The 18,891-nt window shown below is 74.3% G+C and carries 10 protein-coding genes; 7 read left to right on the top strand and 3 right to left on the bottom strand.

What is annotated here, in order from left to right; genetic code table 11:
- Positions 1-113: 113 nt before the first annotated feature.
- The 3 genes from eccB to ACWEFJ_RS25120 are packed head-to-tail and all read left to right on the top strand — an operon-like array spanning position 114 to position 3,268.
- Positions 114-1,757 carry a type VII secretion protein EccB gene (gene eccB, locus ACWEFJ_RS25130; protein ID WP_378090180.1) on the top strand — a complete coding sequence of 548 codons (1,644 nt, stop codon included), beginning with the start codon at positions 114-116 and terminating at the stop codon, positions 1,755-1,757.
- A gap of 57 nt (positions 1,758-1,814) precedes the next feature.
- Positions 1,815-2,177, top strand: a complete 363-nt coding sequence (locus ACWEFJ_RS25125) for a hypothetical protein (protein WP_449715255.1) — start codon at positions 1,815-1,817, stop codon at positions 2,175-2,177.
- Positions 2,177-3,268, top strand: coding sequence for a WXG100 family type VII secretion target (locus ACWEFJ_RS25120; RefSeq protein WP_449715254.1), 1,092 nt, complete (start codon positions 2,177-2,179; stop codon positions 3,266-3,268). Before ACWEFJ_RS25125 ends, ACWEFJ_RS25120 begins: the two co-directional genes overlap by 1 nt.
- Before the next feature lie 135 nt (positions 3,269-3,403).
- Here ACWEFJ_RS25120 and mycP read toward each other — a convergent pair whose 3' ends face one another.
- Complete coding sequence (gene mycP, locus ACWEFJ_RS25115) at positions 3,404-4,822, bottom strand: type VII secretion-associated serine protease mycosin (RefSeq protein ID WP_378090187.1); 1,419 nt, start codon at positions 4,820-4,822, stop codon at positions 3,404-3,406.
- 7 nt (positions 4,823-4,829) lie between these two features.
- A complete protein-coding gene (gene eccD, locus ACWEFJ_RS25110) occupies positions 4,830-6,224 on the bottom strand; it encodes a type VII secretion integral membrane protein EccD (RefSeq protein WP_378090189.1) in 1,395 nt (464 codons plus the stop codon).
- Between the two features lie 315 nt (positions 6,225-6,539).
- Between eccD and eccCa the strand changes: the two genes are divergently transcribed.
- Positions 6,540-10,544 (top strand): type VII secretion protein EccCa, encoded by a 4,005-nt coding sequence (gene eccCa / locus ACWEFJ_RS25105; RefSeq protein WP_378090191.1) that lies wholly within the window; start codon positions 6,540-6,542, stop codon positions 10,542-10,544.
- Between the two features lie 164 nt (positions 10,545-10,708).
- On the opposite strand, the gene ACWEFJ_RS25100 is transcribed toward eccCa, so the two are convergent.
- Positions 10,709-10,939, bottom strand: coding sequence for a hypothetical protein (locus ACWEFJ_RS25100; protein ID WP_449715253.1), 231 nt, complete (start codon positions 10,937-10,939; stop codon positions 10,709-10,711).
- A gap of 211 nt (positions 10,940-11,150) precedes the next feature.
- On the opposite strand from ACWEFJ_RS25100, the gene ACWEFJ_RS25095 reads away from it, so the two are divergent.
- From ACWEFJ_RS25095 to ACWEFJ_RS25085, 3 genes are all read left to right on the top strand, one after another.
- Complete coding sequence (locus tag ACWEFJ_RS25095) at positions 11,151-13,937, top strand: BTAD domain-containing putative transcriptional regulator (RefSeq protein WP_449715252.1); 2,787 nt, start codon at positions 11,151-11,153, stop codon at positions 13,935-13,937.
- A 208-nt stretch (positions 13,938-14,145) separates the two neighbouring features.
- Positions 14,146-17,046, top strand: coding sequence for a BTAD domain-containing putative transcriptional regulator (locus tag ACWEFJ_RS25090; protein ID WP_449715251.1), 2,901 nt, complete (start codon positions 14,146-14,148; stop codon positions 17,044-17,046).
- Positions 17,047-17,090: 44 nt separating this feature from the next.
- Positions 17,091-18,887 (top strand): type VII secretion-associated protein, encoded by a 1,797-nt coding sequence (locus ACWEFJ_RS25085; protein WP_449715250.1) that lies wholly within the window; start codon positions 17,091-17,093, stop codon positions 18,885-18,887.
- Positions 18,888-18,891 lie beyond the last annotated feature (4 nt).

The following is an 18,891-nucleotide window of genomic DNA, read 5'->3' as shown; positions in this document are numbered from 1 at the left end:
CCGTCGGCGTGCGCCGGGTGGGACCGACCGGGTCTGACCAACCCGCACACGGACCACCCGCCGTCCGGCTATCGTGCAGACCGTACCGCGACTGGGAGAGCAGCGAGCCGAGAATGGCATCAACACCCACCACCAAGTCACAGGTCCAGGCTTACCGCTTCGTGCTGCGCCGGATGCAGTCCGCCCTGGTGCGCAGAGACGCGGTGATGCTGCACGACCCGATGCGCACGCACTCGCGTGCGACCGCGGTGGGCGTCCTGCTCGGCGTGATCGGTCTGATCGGGTTCCTCATCTTCGGCTTCTTCTCGCCCGACCCCCAGGTCGACGACCAGACGCAGATCGCCATCTCCAAGGAGACGGGCCAGGTCTACGTGGTGCACACGGTCGGCACGACCAAGACGCTGATCCCGATGACCAACCTCGCCTCCGCGCGGCTGCTGCTGTTGCAGCGGTCGAACCCGGACAAGGGCCAGGCGCAGGTCGCGGGCGGTGACGCGGCGGCGGGCCAGGTCAACGCGGGCGGCCCGCAGGCCGCGGGCGGCGACCCCAAGCTGGTCAGCGAGAAGGCGTTGGCGAAGCTGCCCAAGGGCAGGCTCACCGGCATCCCCGACGGCCCGGACGTGCTGCCCAAGCCCGCCGACCGGATCGGGTCGGACTGGTCGGTGTGCGACACGCTGCAGCTGGACGAGTCGCTGAACGACCCGTCGGCCCCCGGCAAGTTCACCACCACCGTCCTCGCGGGCTACAGCGGCGGCGGCGAGCTGCTGGACGGCAACCGCGCCCTGCTGGTGCGCGCGGGCACCGACGACAAGCAGGCGTACCTGATCTACAAGGCGCCGGTGAACTCCAAGATCACCTCGACGTCGACCGTGCGGGCCAAGGTGGACCTGACCAACGCCGAGGTGCGCACCGCGCTGAACCTGAGCCAGAAGAAGCCGCGCGCGATCAGCGCCGGCCTGCTCAACGCGATCCCCGAGGCCAAGCCGCTGGTCGCGCCGGACATTCCCGGCCGCGGTCAGCCCGTGACCTACATCACCAGGGAGAACCTCAAGGTGGGCTCGGTGATCGAGGTCCGCCGCGCCGGCGCGGAGTCCGAGTTCTACGTGGCGCTGCAGGAAGGGCTGCAGAAGATCAGCCGGGCCGCGGCCGACCTGATCCGCGCCGCCTACGCGCAGGGCGCGGAGCCGAAGCTCGTGGACATCGCGCTGATCAACAACGCGCAGACCGCCGACCGGCTCGACTTCGCCGACTACCCGCCGGACGTGCCGGAGGTCCTGGAGCCCAACCAGAACAACCGGGTGATCTGCCTGGGCTGGCAGGCGCAGAACGTCAACTCCGACAACAAGTCGCAGCACACCAAGGTCACCATCGCGCCGTCGCTGCCGATCCCGTCGGGCGTGGTGCCGGTGGAGATCAACCAGGTCGGCGCGACCGGCGAGGTCGTCGGCCAGTTCGCGATGGCGCCGGGCAAGGCGGCGGTGGTGCGCAGCGCGACGTCCACCCAGGACTTCGCCAGCGGCCCGATCCACCTGATCACCGGTCGTGGCGTGAAGTACGGCATCCCCGACGTGCTGACCGCGGGCGCGCTCGGCCTGGGCGCGGACGGGTTCGCGCCCGGCCCGGAGTCGATCCTGCGGCTGCTGCCCAACGGCCCGCAGCTCAACCGCAACGACGCCTCGCGGAGCTGGGACTCCATCCCGGTGCCCAAGGACAACGGCCTGCTGCCCGAGGCGAAGACGAGGCAGCAGGGCGGCTGAGCCCTTCGGCGGAACCGGCGTGGTCCGGATTCCGTCAGAGGTGCGGGAGGTGCCCTGGTGGACGAGGTCACACGCGGTGCGGTCGCGGGCGGTCGCGGGCAGGTCGCGGTCGACCCGCGCTGGCTGGAGCTGTACGCCCGGCGCGTCGAGGAAGCGGCCGAGGAGCTGACCGGTGCGCGGTCGGCGCTGCGCGAGGCGCCGGTGCGGCCCCAGAGCTTCGGCGAGCTGGGGCGGGCGCTGCGCGGCGCCGAGGCGTACGGCCGGGCGGCGGCGCTGCTGCACGGGCAGCTCGACCGGGCGTGCGAGGTGCTCACGTCCGCGGCGAAGGGCCTGCACGAGGTGGCCGAGCACTACGGCGCCCAGGACGACGACGCGGTGGCGTTGATCAAGGCGGTCGACCGGCGGGCGGGGTTGGGCTGATGCGGGGCAGGGACGGCAGGCAGATCGCCGCCGAGGTCGGGCCGGAGCTGGACTACCTGTCCGGGATCAGCCGGCGGCTCGGCGTGCGCGACCTCGTGGCGGACTACTTCAGGCCCGTCCTGGGCGAGTGGAACGACCTGCACGACGAGGCGGAGCGCTGGCGCGAGGCCGGGCTCGTCGCCGAGCGCGTGACGCGTGATCTCACCAAGCCGCTGGGCAAGCTGGACTCGGCGTGGCAGGGCAAGGACGCGGACTCGTTCGTGGAGCACATGCGCAAGGTCGGCCTGGCCGGGCACGACCTGTCCGACGCGATGCACGCGATGGGCGAGGCGCTGGACCAGACCGCCGAGGGACTGCGCGTCATCGTCGAGGACATGGCCCGGGTGTTCGCCGAGGCGGCCGACGCGGTGTCCGCCGCGGCGGCGTTGCCGGTGGACGGCGACCGGCGCGTGGTGGAGGCGTTGGACGAGCTGCACGACCCGGCGAAGGAGCTGCACGAGTCGGTGCGGGACGTGCTGGAGGCGTTCCTGCGGCTGTGCGAGGGGGTGTCCGGTTCGGACGACTTCGCCGACGTGCGGATGGAGCACCGGTACCCGGAGCGGGACTGGTCGCCCACCGCGCTCGTGAAGCCGGCCGCGCCGGAGCCCGTGACGACGTTCCCGACGCCGCCGGCGGAGACGAAGCCGGCCGCGAGCGGCGGTGCGGGCTCCGGTGGTGGCGTGCCGGGCGGTGGTGGTGTGCCCGGTGGCGGTGGCGGTGGCGGTGTGCCGGGTGGCGGGGGCGTTCCCGCCGGTGGCGTGCCCGGTGGCGACGCGGCGGAGCGGATGCAGCCGGGCGGGTCGACGGGGATCTCCGAGCCGCGTCCCGTGGAGGCCGGTCCGCGTCCGGCGGCGGCCGCCGCGGCGGCGGGTCCGTCCGGTCCGGTCGCCGGCGGCGCGGGGATGATGGCCGGCGGGATGATGGGCGGCATGGCCGGCGGCCAGCAGGGCGGCGACAAGGAGCACAAGTCGAAGGTCCAGCTGGCGGGCTCCACCGAGCAGGTGTTCGGCAAGCCCAAGAAGTCCGCCCCGCCGGTGCTCGGCGAGGACTAGGAGCCCTGAGCGTTGAATTCAGGGGTCCTGAACGTACGACTCACGCGTTCTGAAGGTAGGACTCACGCGACGCGAACGTAGGACACGCGCGTTCTGAACGTAGGACACGCGGGAAGGGGCTTCCCGCGTGTCCGGTCAGATCAGGGAGCGCTTCGGCGGCGGGACGCGCCGGGCGCGGGTGCGGTTCACGGTGTGCACGATGAACAGCGTCAGCAGCAGCAGGCCGACGCCCGCGCCCGTGCCGGACAGCGCCACGATCATCGGCGTGCTGCTCGGCGGGTTGAGCGGGCCGAGGTTGGTGATGAGCTGCTCCGGCGTCGCGGGCTTCGCGCCCGGCCGCTCGAACGGCAGCTCGGCGGTCAGCGCGGCCACCGGGTTGATCATCCCGTAGCCGACCTTGTGGTCGCGGCCGTTCGGGTTGCCGGGGTGCTGCGCGGTGGCCTTGATCCGGTCCATCACCTGCCGCGCGGTCAGGTCCGGGAACCGCTCGCGCACCAGCGCGGCCACGCCCGCCACGTAGGGCGACGCGAAGCTGGTGCCCTGGATCGCGGTGAGCCGCCCGTTCGGGTCGGAGTTCGCGTCGGTCAGGCCCTGGCCCTTCGGGTCGAGGGTGACGATGTTCTCGCCCGGCGCGGCCACGCTGACCCACGGGCCCCACACGGAGAACGACGACACCTCGCCCTCGATGTTGATCGACGCCACGGACAGCACGTTGTCCGCGTACCACGGCGGCGACGCGACCACGTTGACCGTGTTCGGGTCCTGGTTGTCGTTCTGCGCCTGGCAGCCGCTCTGCGAGTCGATGTTGCCCGCGGCGGTGACGATGACGACGTCCTTGTCGTTCACCGCCCAGTCGATCGCCGCCTGCAGCTCGCGCTCCTGGTCGCTGGGCGCGCGCGGCGGGTCGCACGCGGTCAGCGAGATGTTGATCACCTGCGCGCCCTGGGCGGCGGCGGAGACGATGGCCTTCGCCAGGGTGCCGACCTTGCCCGCGGACGACCGGTTGTCGACCTTGGCCGGGTCGTCGAACTTGAAGTGGTTGCTGGTCTGGCGGAACGCCAGGATCTGCGCGTCCGGCGCGGCCCCGACGAACCCGGTCTCGTCGTCGCGGCTGGCCGCCGCCACGCCCGCGACCTCGGTGCCGTGGCCGTCGCAGTCGTCGACGCCCTTCTTCTCCGTCTCGACGTAGTCCCCGGCGGCGGTGACCCGGCCGGCCAGCCGCGGGTGGTTGTTCACGCCGGTGTCGATGATGGCGAGCTTGATGTCCTTGCCGGTGGCGAAGCGGTGCGCCTCCTCCAGCCGCAGCTGCATCTGGCCCCACGGCTTGTTCGGGATCGGGCGGTTGCCCGTGCCCGAGGTGATGCACTGCGTCTTCGGCTGGTAGTCGACGTCTTCCTTGGGCGGCTCGGGGGCCCGCAGGAACGACCGGTCCACCGGCGGCGGCTGCGAGTTCGGCCGGGCGGCCGGGTCCGTGGACGGCTGGGCGTACGCGCCCGGCGCGGTCGCGAGGGTGACCGCCACCGCGGCCAGCGCGGCGATCTTGCGGATGCGCATCAGGGCCTCACGCGGGGATCAGCTGGCGCATGGCGACGTACAGGTCCATCACCGCCAGCGCCAGCGGCAGCACCGCGGCGATCAGGATGGCCTCCAGCACGTCGACCGTGCGGCGCAGCACCGGGGAGAACTTCTGGTTGGGGAAGATCACGCCGAGCACCAGCGCCACCGCGCCGACCACCACGAGGGCGCCGAACACGTACAGCAGCCGGTCCGCGGGGGAGGACTGCACCAGCCACCCCAGCAGCACGCCCGCGCCCGCGATCATGCCGCTGGCCAGCAGCGCGACCGCCTGCGCGCCGTTGGCGTAGGCCCGGCCGCGCAGCAGCAGCACGAGCGTCACCACGATCGCCAGCAGCGGGCCCCAGATCGTGCCGTCGCCCGCGGCGATCACGGCGAACACCGCGGCGATGCCGCCGCAGCCGATGATCATGCCGGTCAGGTACTCGTGCGCGTTGGCGGTGCGCCGCTCGATCACGGAGTACTCCGGGAAGCCGGTGTCCTCCTTGAGGTCCTCGGCGCTGCCCGGCACGGTCGGCAGCGGCAGCTTGGCGAGCTGGATCGTCAACCGGGGCAGCGCGGACAGCATGGCCAGCGAGACCGCCGCGGTGGCCGCCGCGATGCCCTGCACCGGGTGGTCGACGAAGATGCCGACGAGGAACGCGAGGGCGCTCAGCGCGCCCGCCGTGGCGGCGGCGATGAACACCGTGATGCCCCGGCCGATCAGCATGATCGAGGCCGAGGCGAAGATCAGCACCAGCACGCTGGCCAGCAGCAGGTTCGGCCGGTCGATCGGGCCGGGCACGATGTAGAGGCCCGCGACGTAGGCCATCGGCAGGCCGCCGGCCGCGGCGATCAGCACGCCCGTGCCGGTCGCGTTGTAGGCCCGCGCCACGACCGCGCCCGCGGCCAGCGCCGCGACCGCCACCACGCCCGCGCAGATCGCCGGCGCGAGGCTGGAGCCGCCCGCGAACGGGCCCGCCATCAGCACCGCGACCGCGGCCGTGATGAGCGCCAGCGCGCCCGCGAGGTGGCCGTAGCGCCGCGCCGTGTCCTTGGTCCACGGGCGGAAGCTGTCCGGGTCGGACTCGGCGATCGCGTCGACCACGTCGTCGTACAGCGGGGGCGGCGGGTTCTCGTTGCGCTTGCGGAGCTGGAGCAGCTCGCCGTCGACCACGCCCAGCGAGGCCAGGGTGCGGCTCGGGTCGAGCGGGCTGTCGCCCAGCTTCGCCAGCGCCCAGCCACCGTGCCGCACGCCACCGTCCGGAGTGGCCTCCTTGGCCATGTCCAGCAGCATCGGCAGCAGGTCGGCCACCGCCACGTCGGCGGGCAGCGCGACGTCGATACGCGTTCGCGGCGCAACCACCGTCACCCGGCTGAACACCGTCGTACCGGTCGCCACCAGCGCCCCCTAATGTCCTGATGAGTGTCTGCGTGGTTCCGCCCCGACCTTATTGGTCCGGTCGGACGTGCTCGGGCTCGCCCCTCGGGGAGCGGACCCAGTATGGGGGCACCGGGCGCCGGGGCACCGCCGTTCCGCGCAACCCGTTGCAACACGTTGACCGCCGATTTGCCGGACCCCCCGTCGTGCGGGGTGCCGATGCGCCATAGTGTCGGTTGCGACCGGTGGCGCACACCGCTGGTGGCCCCCGTCCGCACCGGTCCGCCCGGGTCGGGCGGACCGCAACGGGATCGACGCTGAAGAGGTGCCTGTTAGGTGAGCACGCTGCAGTTCAAGCGCACGGCACGCCTCGCTGCTCCCCGCCCGCCGGGCGGTGAGGTCCACCTCGAACCGCCGCCCGAGGTCCCCCGGGTCATCCCCGGCAACATCATGATGAAGGCGCTGCCCGTCGTCATGATCGTGTCGTCCGTCGGCATGATGGTGCTGATGTTCAGCTACAGCAATCGCAGCCCGGCGGCGATGATCATGCCGGGCATGATGCTGGTGTCGACCATCGGCATGATGGCCGGCGGCATGGGCAGCGGCAAGGGCCAGAAGAAGGCCGAGATGAACGAGGACCGCAAGGACTACCTGCGGTACCTCGGCCAGATGCGGGACCGCGCCCGCGAGGCCGCCAACGAGCAGCGCGCCGAGCGCGAGTGGGTCCACCCCGACCCGCAGATGCTGTGGTCCCTGGCCACCACCCGGCGCATGTGGGAGCGCCGGCAGAACGACCCCGACTTCTGCCACCTGCGCGCGGGCCGCGGCTCGCAGCGGCTGGCGACCCGGCTCGTGCCGCCGCAGACCGGCCCGGTCGAGGAGCTGGAGCCCATCGCGACGCTGGCGCTGCGCCGGTTCGTGCGCGCCCACTCGCTGGTGCCGGACCTGCCGATCTCCATCGCGCTGCGCGGCTTCGCCGCCGTCGGCCTGCTGGGCGACACCGAGCACAAGCGCGGCCTGGCCCGCGCCCTGCTGGCCCAGATGGTGACCTTCCACTCGCCGGACGACCTGCTGATCGCGGTCGTCACCACCGGCCGCACCAAGGCCGAGTGGGAGTGGATGAAGTGGCTGCCGCACGTGCAGCACCCGACGATCGTGGACGGCATCGGGCAGATGCGGATGATGGCCGGCTCGCTGGCCGAGGTCGAGCAGATGCTGGACGAGCAGCTGCGCGACCGGCAGCGGTTCACCCGCAACGCGCCGCCGCCCGCCGACCAGCCGCACGTGGTGATCCTCATCGACGACGGCGACGTCACGCGCGAGGAGCAGATCATCCTGGAGGAGGGCCTGGTCGGCGTCACCCTGCTCGACCTGTCCGAGTCCCTGGGCAACCTCACCGCCCGCCGCGGCCTGCGGCTGGTGATCGAGGACGGCAAGCTGGGCGCGCGCAGCGCGAGCGGCGTCGAGTGGTTCGGCTCGCCGGACTCGCTGAGCGTGGTCGAGGCCGAGGCGCTGGCGCGGCGGCTGTCGCCGTACCGGATCGGCGGCGTGGACGCGGGCGGCAGCGACGAGGACCCGCTGTCGATGAGCAACAACCCGCCGCTGCTGGAGTTCCTGGGCATCCCCGGCGACCCGATGACGTTCGACGTGCAGGCGGCGTGGCGGCCCCGGCCGGTGCGCGACCGCTACCGGGTGCCGTTCGGCATCGGCGAGTTCGGTCAGCAGGTCGAGCTGGACATCAAGGAAGCGGCGATGGAGGGCATGGGCCCGCACGGCCTGTGCATCGGCGCGACCGGTTCCGGCAAGTCCGAGTTCCTGCGCACGCTGGTGCTGGGCATGCTGGCCACGCACTCGTCGACCTCGCTCAACATGATCCTGGTCGACTTCAAGGGTGGTGCGACGTTCCTGGGCCTGGACAAGGCCCCGCACGTCGCCGCGGTCATCACGAACCTGTCCGGCGACCTCACCCTGGTCGACCGCATGAAGGACGCCATCGCGGGCGAGGTGGCCCGCCGCCAGGAAGTGCTGGCCAAGGGCAACTACAAGAACGTCTGGGACTACGAGAAGGCGCGTGAGAACGGCGCCGACCTCGACCCGTTGCCGGCGCTGTTCATCTGCATCGACGAGTTCTCCGAGATGCTGACCGCGAAGCCGGACTTCATCGACATCTTCCTCCAGATCGGCCGCGTCGGCCGGTCGCTGCAGATGCACATGCTGCTCGCGTCGCAGCGGCTGGAGGAGGGCAAGCTGCGCGGCCTGGACACGTTCCTGTCCTACCGGATCGGTCTGAAGACGTTCTCCGCCGCCGAGTCGCGGGCCGCCATCGGCGTGCCGGACGCCTACGAGCTGCCGCCCATCCCCGGTTCGGGCTACCTGGGCGTGCAGGGCTCGCCGCTGACCCGGTTCAAGGCGCTGTACGTGTCGGGCCCGTACCGGCCCGCCGGGTTGCAGGTCGCGGGCCCGTCCGCGCCGGTGACCAGCGACAAGCGGCCGCGCTACTTCGTGCCGGACTACATCGAGATCCCGAAGGAGCCGGTGCGGCCGGTCGAGCCGGTCAAGCAGGAGAAGAAGGACGAGGACTCGAACGAGCCGTCCGAGCTGGAGGTCATCGTCGAGCGGCTGGTCGGCCAGGGGCCGCCGGCGCACGAGGTGTGGCTGCCGCCGCTGAACGAGCCGCCGTCGCTGGACACGCTGCTGCCGCCGTTGCAGCCGACCGAGGACCGCGGCCTGACCCCGCCCGGGTTCTTCTCCAACGGCAAGCTCCAGGTGCCGCTGGGCGTGGTGGACAAGCCGTTCGAGCAGCGGCGCGACCTGCTGTGGGCCGACTTCTCCGGCGCGGCGGGCCACGGCGCGATCGTCGGCGGTCCGCAGTCGGGCAAGTCGATGATGCTGCGCACCATGATCACGGCGATGGCGTTGACGCACACGCCGGAGGAGGCGCAGTTCTACTGCCTCGACCTCGGCGGCGGCACGCTCGCGTCGCTGGAGAACCTGCCGCACGTCGGCGGTTTCGCCAGCCGGTTGGACGTGGACAAGGCGCGCCGGATGGTGGCCGAGCTGTCGGGCCTGATCGCCGAGCGCGAGCAGCGGTTCCGCGCGCAGGGCATCGACTCGATGGTCGAGTTCCGCAACCGGAAGCGGCGCGGCGAGATCCGCGACGACAACTTCGGCGACGCGTTCCTGGTCGTGGACGGCTGGATGAACTTCCGGCAGGAGTTCGAGACGCTGGAGCCGATGGTCCAGGCGCTCGCCGCGCAGGGCCTGTCCTACGGCGTGCACGTGGTCGTGACCGCGAACCGGTGGGCGGAGATCCGGCCCGCGATGAAGGACCTGCTGGGCACCCGGTTCGAGCTGCGGCTCGGTGACACGAGCGAGTCCGAGGTGGACCGCAAGGTCGCGGTGAACGTGCCCGCCGGCCGTCCGGGTCGCGGCCTGTCGCCGCAGAAGCTGCACTTCCTGACCGCGCTGCCGCGCATCGACGCGTCGTCGGACGCGGAGAACGTGGCGGCGGGCGTGCAGGACATGATCGCCAAGGTGAACGGCGCGTGGCGCGGCAAGCGCGCGCCGCAGGTCCGCCTGCTGCCCGACCTGCTGCCGTACCACGAGTTCATGGCGCAGGTGCAGCAGCAGCGGCCCAACCGCGGCCACCTGGTGCCGATCGGGGTCAACGAGGACGAGCTGGCCCCGGTGTACCTGGACTTCGACGCCGACCCGCACTTCATGGCGCTGGCCGACGGCGAGTCCGGCAAGACCAACCTGCTGCGCACGATCGTGCGCGGCATCATGACCGGCTACACCTCGACCGAGGCGTTGATCATGCTGGTCGACTACCGCCGCACCATGCTCGGCTACATCGAGACGGATCACCTGCTGTCCTACGCGGTGTCGTCGGCGCAGCTCACGGACATGATCAAGGACGTGCGCGGCTCCATGGCGAACCGCCTGCCCGGCCCGGACGTCACGCAGGAGCAGTTGAAGAACCGCTCCTGGTGGAAGGGCCCGGAGCTGTTCGTGGTGGTGGACGACTACGACCTGGTCGCGCCGCAGGGCGGGCAGAACCCCCTCGCGCCGCTGGCGGAGTTCATCCCGCAGGCCAAGGACGTGGGTCTGCACATCGTCGCGGTGCGCCGCATGGGTGGCGCGTCGCGGGCCATGTACGACCCGATCCTGGGCAAGCTGAAGGAGATCTCCGCGCCGATCCTGGTGGGTTCGGGGTCGAAGGAGGAGGGGTCGATCGTGGGCAACCTCAAGCCCTCGCCGCAGCCGCCGGGCCGGGGCACGATCGTCACCCGCAAGCTGGGCCAGCAGCGGATCCAGCTCGCGTGGATCGACCCGGACTGACCGGGTCCGGACGCGCACGGCCACCGGGAGGCCCCGCTTCGGCGGGGCCTCCCGCGTCGGGCGGGGGCCGGTGTTCGGGCCTGGGTTTCCGCTTCCGGCCCGGCCGCATCCCGGCCCCGGTTCGGCTCGGCGCGCCCCGCCCGGCCCGGCTCGACCGCTTCGGCTCAAGCCGCCCCGCCCCGGCCCGCCCCGCCCCGGCCCGCCGCGTTGAGGGCCGCCGCGTTGAGGGCCGCCCCGCCCCGGCCCGCCGCGTTGAGGGCCGCCGCGTTGAGGGCCGCCGCGTTGAGGGCCGCCGCGTTGAGGGCCGCCGCGTTCAGGCCCTGCGCGGCTCGGCCGGTGCGCCGCGGCCCCGATCGCGGTCCCCGATCCTCGAACCGCGCGGGTCTCGGGCACATCCCGCCGCGCCTGAGTCGTCGCCACCGCGGACCGGCCCGCCGGTGCGAACGGCGGTACCCCCCGGTCGTCGCCGAACGCCGTGCGCGCGGCGGGCGTCGGCCGCGGTGGACGGGGGACACGGTGCCGGACGTCGCTCACACCCGGCTCACGGTGACCGTAAGTTGTCGGTGGGTTGCCCTAAGCTTCGGCCCGCGCACGAGGGGGGTGGGCGTGAGGACCGACGTCGAGTTCGTCCAGGGCGGTGCCGTGGCCGCTCCGGCGACCCGGTTCGCCGTGCTCGGGCCGCTGGAGGTGTGGCGCGGCGGGGAGCGGGTCGCGGTGCCGGCGGGCCGGGTCAGGGTGCTGCTGGCCACGTTGCTGCTGCGGGCGAACCGCACCGTGTCCGTGGACGACCTGGTCGAGCGGCTGTGGGACGACGTGCCGAACCCGCGCCGGGTGCGGGCGACGCTGCAGATGGTGGTGACGCGGCTCCGGCAGGCCCTCGGCGACGCGAACGTGGTCCGCACGCGGACCAACGGGTACCTGGCGGACGTGCCGCCGGGGGCGCTGGACCTGCACCGGTTCCGCGACCTGGCCGACCGGGGCCGGCACGCCGAGGCGCTGGAGCTGTGGCGGGGCGCGCCGCTGTCGGACGTGCGGTCGGACGCGCTGCACCGCGAGGACGTCGCGCCGCTGCTGGAGGAGCACCTGGTGGTGCTGGAGCGCCGCATCGACGCGGACCTCGCCGCGGGTCGGGCGGGCGCGCTGGTGGCGCAGTTGCGGGGGCTGACCGAGCGGCACCCGTTGCGGGAGCGGTTCTGGGGCCAGTTGATGCTCGCCCTGTACCGCTCGGAGCGGCAGGCGGAGGCGCTGGCGGCGTTCCGCGCGGTGCGGGCGGCGCTGGTGGAGGAGCTGGGGGTGGAGCCGGGGCCGGCGCTGACCGACCTGTACGACCGGATCCTGCGCAACGACGTGCCGGGCGGTCCGGTCACCCTGACGGCGCGGCAGGTGCCGCCGGCCGGGTCGGTGTTCGTCGGCCGGGAGCCGGAGCTGGCCGCGCTGGACGAGGCGGTGCGCGAGCCGGGCGCGGTCGTGCTGCTGCACGGCGCCGGCGGGGTCGGGAAGACCGCGTTGGCGGTGCGCTGGGCGAACCGGCGGCGCGACCGGTTCCCGGACGGCGACCTGCACCTCGACCTGCGCGGGTTCGACGCGGCGGGCCGGCCGGTCGAGCCGGCGCGGGCCGTCGAGGCGTTGCTGGTGTCGGCGGGCGTGCGGCCCCAGGACGTGCCGGCCGGGCTGGACGCGCGGGCCGCGTTGTTCCGCGAGGTGGTGGCGGGCCGCCGGATGCTGCTGGTGCTGGACAACGCGGCCGGCAGCGACCAGGTGACGCCGCTGCTGCCGGGCACGCCGACCGTGGTGGTGCTGGTGACGAGCCGCGACCAGCTCCGCGGGCTGGCCGCGCGCCGCGGGGTGCGGCGGGTGCCGCTGCGACCGCTGTCGGCGGACCGCTCGCTGGAGCTGCTGTCGTCGGTGCTGGGCCGCGAGCGGGTCGAGGCGGACCCGGTGGCGAGCGCGCGGGTGGTGGCGCGGTGCGCCGGGCTGCCGCTGGCGCTGCGGGTGTTCGCCGAGCGGGTGGCCCGGTTCCCGGGCACGCCGATGGGCGCGTTCGCGGCGGAGCTGGCGGACGAGCGGTCCCGGCTCGACCACCTCAGCGCCGAGGACGGCGACGACACGGACGTGCGGTCGGTGTTCTCCTGGTCCTACCGCGCGCTGCCCCGGGACGCCGCGCGCCTGTTCCGGCTGCTGCCCGCGCACCCCGGGCCGGACCTCGGCGTGCCGGCCGCCGCGGCGCTCGCGGACGTGCCGGAGCGGGACGCGCGCCGGTGGCTGGAGCGGCTGGCCGCCGGGCACCTGCTGGAGTCGCGCGCGCCCGGCCGCTACGAGTGGCACGACCTGCTCCGGGCCTACGCCGACGACCTGGCGGACCCGGCGGACGACCGCCCGGCCGCGGTGCGCCGGCTGGTCGGGTGGTACGTCGCGGCCACCGAGGCCGCCGCGGCGCGGACGCCGTCCTACCGGTCGGGCACCTGCGCCGAGCTGCCCGCCGGCGCGGCGGCGTTCCCGCTCGGCGCGGCGGACCCGGGCGCGTGGGGCCGGCGCGAGCTGCCCAACCTCGTCGCCGTGGTCCGGGTCGCGGCCGAGCACGGGTGGCACGACGAGGCGTCGCGCATCGGCGCGGCGGTGTGGTGGCTGCTGGACTCCCTGCCCGAGGTCGACAGCCTCGTGGAGGTGTTCCGGATCGGCCGGGACTCCGCGCGGGCGGCGCCCGCGCCGCACCGGCTCGGCGCGGCGATCAACCACCTGGCGTGGAGCTGCGCGCGGGCGGGCCGGCCGGAAGCGGCGCTGGAGACCTACCTGGAGGGGCTGGCGGTCGCGGTGCGGGACGGCGACCGGCGCCTGGAGGGCGCGATCGCGCTGAACACCGGCGGCACGTACCAGCGGCTCGGCCGGCACGGTGAAGCGGTCGAGCAGCTCCGGCGCGGGCTGCGCATCGCGGAGGAGGAGGGCGACGACCACCACCGGGCGGCGGCGCACTTCACCCTCTCGCTGAGCCTGGGGGGCCTGCACCGGTACGAGGAGGCGCTGGAGCACGGCCTGCGGGCGCGCGCGGTCTTCGACGGCAGCGGTGACGAGTACCACTCCGCGCGGTCCACGTTCGTCGTCGCCCGCGCGCACCGGGCGTTGGGCCGGTTCGCCGAGGCGGAGTCGGCGCTGCGCGAGGGCATCGCGGTGCTGGCCGGGTTCGCGCAGCCGGCCGCGCAGTCGCACCTGTTCGACGAGCTGGGCACGGTCCTGCTCTGCCTGGACCGCCGGGAGGAGGCGCTGGAGTGCTGGCGGCGCGCGCTGGCGCTCTACGACGAGTACGAGCGCGGGCCGGCGTCGGTGCTGCGGTCGTGGTTGGCCGACTACGACGCCCTGCCGACGCCGCGCGTCCCGCACCGGACCGGTGCGCCGTGACCGGCGACCGCCGCCCGGGGCGGAAATGGAGGTGCCGGAGGCGGGGCGGGCGCGGATGCTGCTGAGGTGATCCCGCGGCCTCCCGGGCCCGGGTCGCGGGGCGCTCGCGCCGGGTCGTGAAGTCGTAAACTGCTTTTCGTCCAAGGAGGGGTATGGCGACTCGGTTCCCGCTTCCGGGGCTCCCCGCACCTTCGGCTCCTGGACGGTCATGAGCGTGCCCCCGCTGCGGTTCAACGTGCTCGGCCCGCTGGAGGTGTGGCACGGCGACGCGCTGGTCCCGATCCCGGCCGGTCGGGCGCGCGTCCTGCTGGCGACCCTGCTCCTGGGCGCGAACCAGCCCGTGTCGGCGGACGCGCTGGTCGAGCGGCTGTGGCAGGACGGCGCGCCGAACCCGGACCGGGCGAAGGCGACGTTGCAGATGGTCGTCCGCCGGCTGCGCCAGGCGCTCGGCGACGCCAACGTGGTCCGCACCACCGCCACCGGGTACGTGGCCGAGGTCGAGCCCGGCGCGCTGGACCTGCACCGGTTCCGCGAGCTGGCGGCCAACGGCGAGTACGCCGAGGCGCTGGCCCTGTGGCGGGGCGCGCCGCTGTCGGACGTGCGGTCCGACGTGCTGCACGCGGAGGAGGTCGAGCCGCTGCTGGAGGAGCGGCTGGTCGTCCTGGAACGCCGGATCGAGGCCGACCTGGCGGCGGGCCGCGCCGGCGACCTCGTGCCCGAGCTGCGCACCCTGACCAGGGCGTACCCGTTGCGGGAGCGGTTCTGGGGCCAGTTGATGCTCGCCCTGCACGGCAGCGGCAGGCAGGCCGAGGCGCTGGCCGCGTTCGGCGCGGTGCGCGAGCTGCTCGCCGAGGAGCTGGGCGTCGACCCGAGCGAGCACCTGCGGGCCGTGCACCGGACTGTGCTGGCCGGCGACGCCGAGCCGGAGCCCGCGCTCAGCCCGTGGACCGCGCTGTGCCAGCTCCCGCCCGACACGGCCGACTTCATCGGCCGCGACGACCTGTGCGCGGAGGCGTCGGCGCTGCTCACCGCGGACCCGTCCGGGACGGCCGTGCCGGTCCTGGCGATCACCGGCGCGCCGGGCACCGGCAAGTCCACCCTGACGATCCGGGTCGCGCACGCCCTGCGGAGCAGCTTCCCGGACGGCCAGCTGTTCGTCCGCCTCGACGGCGCGGGCAACGCGCCGCGCGACCCGGCCGAGGTGCTGGCCGAGCTGCTGACGGCGGTGGGCGTCAGCCCGTCGGCCCTGCCCGACCGGCTGGAGACGCGGGCCGCCGCGTTCCGCTCCCACCTCGCCGACCGCGCCGTGCTGCTCGTGCTGGACGACGCGGCGGGCGTCGACCAGGTGCGGCACCTGCTGCCGGGCACCGCGAGCAGCGCCGTGCTGATCAGCAGCCGCCACCAGCTCGGCGGCCTGCCGGGCGTGCGCAGCCTGCGGGTGCCGCCGCTGCCCGCCACGTCGGGCCTCGCGCTGCTGTCCCGGGCGATCGGCGAGGACCGGGTCGCCGCCGAGGCCCGCGCCGCCGAGGCGATCGTCGAGGCGTGCGGCGGCCTGCCGCTGGCGCTGCGCATCGTGGGCGCGCGGCTGGCGGCGCGGCGCTCGCTGCCGCTGGCGCAGCTGGCCGCCCGGCTCGCCGACGAGCGCCGCAGGCTGGACGAGCTGGCCACCAGCGACATGGAGGTCCGGGCCAGCCTGGAGTTGAGCTACGAGGCGCTCGCGCCGGACGCGGCGCTGGCGTTCCGCCGGCTCGGGCTGCTCGGCGCGTCCGACGTGGCGTCCTGGGTGGTGCGGGCGCTGACCGGGCTGGACGACCCGGAGCACGCGGTCGAGCGGCTGGTCGAGGCCAACCTGCTGGAGGACGTGGGCCGCGACGCGACCGGCGAGCCGCGGTACCGGCTGCACGACATCCTCGCCGTCTACGCCGCCGAGCTGGCCCGCGCGGAGGACGCCGGGCGCAGCGACGCGGCCCTGCGCGGGTACGTCGAGGCGCTGCTCACCCTGGCGGACGCGGCGGTCCACCGGCTGCCGTCCGTGGTGGACGAGCTGCCGCCCGACCCGGTCGAACCGTCGCCGCTGCTCGCGGCGGCCGAGGTCGCGCGCCTCACCGCGGACGGCACGAGTTGGTTCCTGGCCGAGCAGGTGCACCTGGCGCAGGCCGTGGAGCTGGCCGCCCACCGCGGCTGGGTCGCCCCGGCCGTCGCGCTCATCGAGCGGATGATGACGCACCTCGACGTCTACATCCCCCTCGACCGCGTGGTCGAGCTGTACCGGCTGGTCCGCGACACCGCGGCCGAGGCGGGCGAGGGCAGGCTGCGCTGGCGGATGGCGCTGGGCCGCGCGACCCAGATGGTGAAGCGGGCGCTGGACGAGTCGCTGCTGGCCGACATGCAGACCGCCGTCGAGGGCTTCCGCGCCCTCGGCGACCTGCCCGGCGAGGCCATCGCGCTGGCCGCCGTCGTGCACTACCGCTACCTGCACAGCGGCACGCCGGACATCGACCTCGCCCGGCACGCGGCCGACGTGGCCAAGCGCAGCGGCGTGCACAACGTCTACTGCTCGGTGCTGCGCGAGTACGCCTCGATGCTCGCCGCCTCCGGCCGGTACGAGGAGTCGCTGCCCCACTTCGCCGAGACCCTGGCGCTGACCCGCGCCTACGACGACCCGCTGCCCGAGGTGGGCGTGCTGTACCGGATCGCCCGGTACGCCCTGGACAACGACGACCTGGACCGCGCGGTCGAGACGTCCGACCGGGCCATCCGGCTGCTGCGCGGCGTGGACGACATGCGCGCGGTCGGCTACGTGTCCAGCCTGGCCGCCCGCGTCCGGCTCACCGTGGGCCGCGCCGCCGACGCGCTGCCCCTGGCCGACCGGGCCTACCGGATCTTCGTGGAGATCGGGGAGAGCCTGGGCGCGCCCGCCGCCGTCGCCTCGATCGCGGAGGCGTGGCTCGGCCTGGACCGGCCGGCGGAGGCGCTGCGGGTGCTGGAACCCGCGCTGCGCCGGTACCGCGACGTCGGCGCGGCGGAGGCCGTCGCCCGGATGGAGCGGGCGCACGCCCGCGCACGTGCGGCGATCTCGGCACCAGCCGACGAACCGTCGGTCTCGTGAGGTATGCATATGCAGGCCCGCCCCGGCCGACGAGGGGATGACGGATGAGCTTGCACGTGGCGGTGGACTTCGGCACGTCCAGCACCTGCGTCGCGATGTCCCTGCACGGCCGGGAGCCCCAGGTCGTCGTGGTGGACGGCCAGCCGATCGTGCCCTCCGCGGTGTTCGCCGCCGCCGACGGCACGCTGTTCGTCGGGCAGGAGGCCGAGCGCCAGGCCGCGGTGGACCCGTCCCGCTACGAGCCGCACCCCAAGCGCCGGGTGGACGAGGGCGAGCTGCTGCTGGGCACCACCGTGCTGCCGGTGGTGGACGTGGTGCGGGCCGTGCTGACCAGGGCCGTGGCCGAGGCCAGGCGCGTGGCGGGCGGGGCCCGGGTCGACCTGCTCGTGCTCACCCACCCCGCCGACTGGGGCGCGATCCGCACCAGGGTGCTGCTCCAGGCCGCCCGGGGGCTCGGCCAGGAGCTGCGGCTGGTGCCCGAGCCCGTCGCCGCGGCGGTGTTCCACTCCGCCACCCACGCCATCCCGGACGGCGCGGCGCTGGCCGTGCTCGACCTCGGCGGCGGCACCGTCGACGCCAGCGTGGTGGCCCGCCAGGGCGGCGCGTTCCGCGTGCTGGCCACCAAGGGCGACCCCGCCTTCGGCGGCGCGGACGTCGACCAGGCGCTGCTGGAGCACGTCGGCTCGCTGGTCTCGCCCGGCGACCCCGAGGCGTGGCGGCAGCTCGTCGAGGGCCGGGAGCTGGCCGACCGCCGCAAGCGCCGGATGCTGCGCCAGGACGTGCGCGGCGCGAAGGAGACCCTGTCCCGGCACGCCTACACCGACGTGCCGATGCCGCCGCCGTTCCCCGACGCCCACGTCACCCGCACCGACCTCGAACGCCTGATCGGCGCCCCGCTCGCCCGCGCCGCCGAGCTGGTCGTGACGGCCGTGCGGGACGCCGGGCTCGACCCGCGCGGGCTCGCCGGGGTGTTCCTGGTCGGCGGGTCGAGCCGCATCCCGCTCGTGGCGCGGCTGGTGCTGGAGCGGTCCGGCGTGGTGCCGACGAGCATCGACCAGCCGGAGACGGTGGTGGCCCGCGGCGCGCTGCGGGCCGTGCGCGTGGACCCCCTGCGCACCGGCGCGCTGCCGGCGGACCGGGGCGACGTGACGCAGAAGATCACCGACGACCGGACCCGCAAGATCACCCGGCGGATCACGCCGCCGTCGCCGCCCGGCGGGTTCCCGCAGCCCGCGTACTACCCGCCGCCCGCGCCCGCACCGCCGCCGCGCCGCAGCCGCGTGCCGCTGCTCGTGGTCGCCGCCGTGGCCGTGGTCGCCGTCGTCGGCGCGTCCGTCGCGTACGCGCTGACCAGGGAGGAGACCCCGGGCGGCGCGCCGACCACGCCGGGCTCGCCGACCGGCGCGGCCGAGGGCCGGACCATCGCCCAGTACGACTACCAGTTCGTCGCGCCGACCGGCTGGCAGCAGACCGGCGGCCAGGTCGAGACCCGCAAGGTGCTGCTCAAACCCGAGGCGCCGGAACTCGACCTTGACGTCATCGCGGTCGAGGAGCGGCTGCTCAACTACAACGCCACCGAGGACCGGGCGCGGGCCGAGACCGAGCTGCGCGACCAGTACGACCAGCGGCGGAACGTGTCCGGTTTCGACCCTGCCGCGGACTTCGCCACCAAGGATGTCGTTTACTACCGGGAGGAGGCGGGCCCGGCCACCATCGACTGGTACGTGCTGTTCCAGGACGACGTCCAGGTCAGCGTCGGGTGCCAGTACCCGCCGGACGGCCGCGACCGGGTCCGCCCCGCGTGCGAGCAGGTCGTCCGCACGCTGACCGTGACCACCTGACCTT

This window comes from Actinosynnema sp. NPDC004786 (assembly GCF_053601135.1).
The sequence above is the reverse complement of the archived record's forward strand: the minus strand, read 5'-3'. Positions and strand labels throughout refer to the sequence as shown.

Bases quoted from the DNA above. Each gene is read 5' to 3' on its own strand.
- eccB (WP_378090180.1), top strand. From the start codon at position 114: ATGGCATCAACACCCACCACCAAGTCACAGGTCCAGGCTTACCGCTTC.
- ACWEFJ_RS25120 (WP_449715254.1), top strand. From the start codon at position 2,177: ATGCGGGGCAGGGACGGCAGGCAGATCGCCGCCGAGGTCGGGCCGGAG.
- ACWEFJ_RS25085 (WP_449715250.1), top strand. From the start codon at position 17,091: ATGAGCTTGCACGTGGCGGTGGACTTCGGCACGTCCAGCACCTGCGTC.
- ACWEFJ_RS25090 (WP_449715251.1), top strand. From the start codon at position 14,146: ATGAGCGTGCCCCCGCTGCGGTTCAACGTGCTCGGCCCGCTGGAGGTG.
- mycP (WP_378090187.1), bottom strand. From the start codon at position 4,822: ATGCGCATCCGCAAGATCGCCGCGCTGGCCGCGGTGGCGGTCACCCTC.
- ACWEFJ_RS25100 (WP_449715253.1), bottom strand. From the start codon at position 10,939: ATGTGCCCGAGACCCGCGCGGTTCGAGGATCGGGGACCGCGATCGGGG.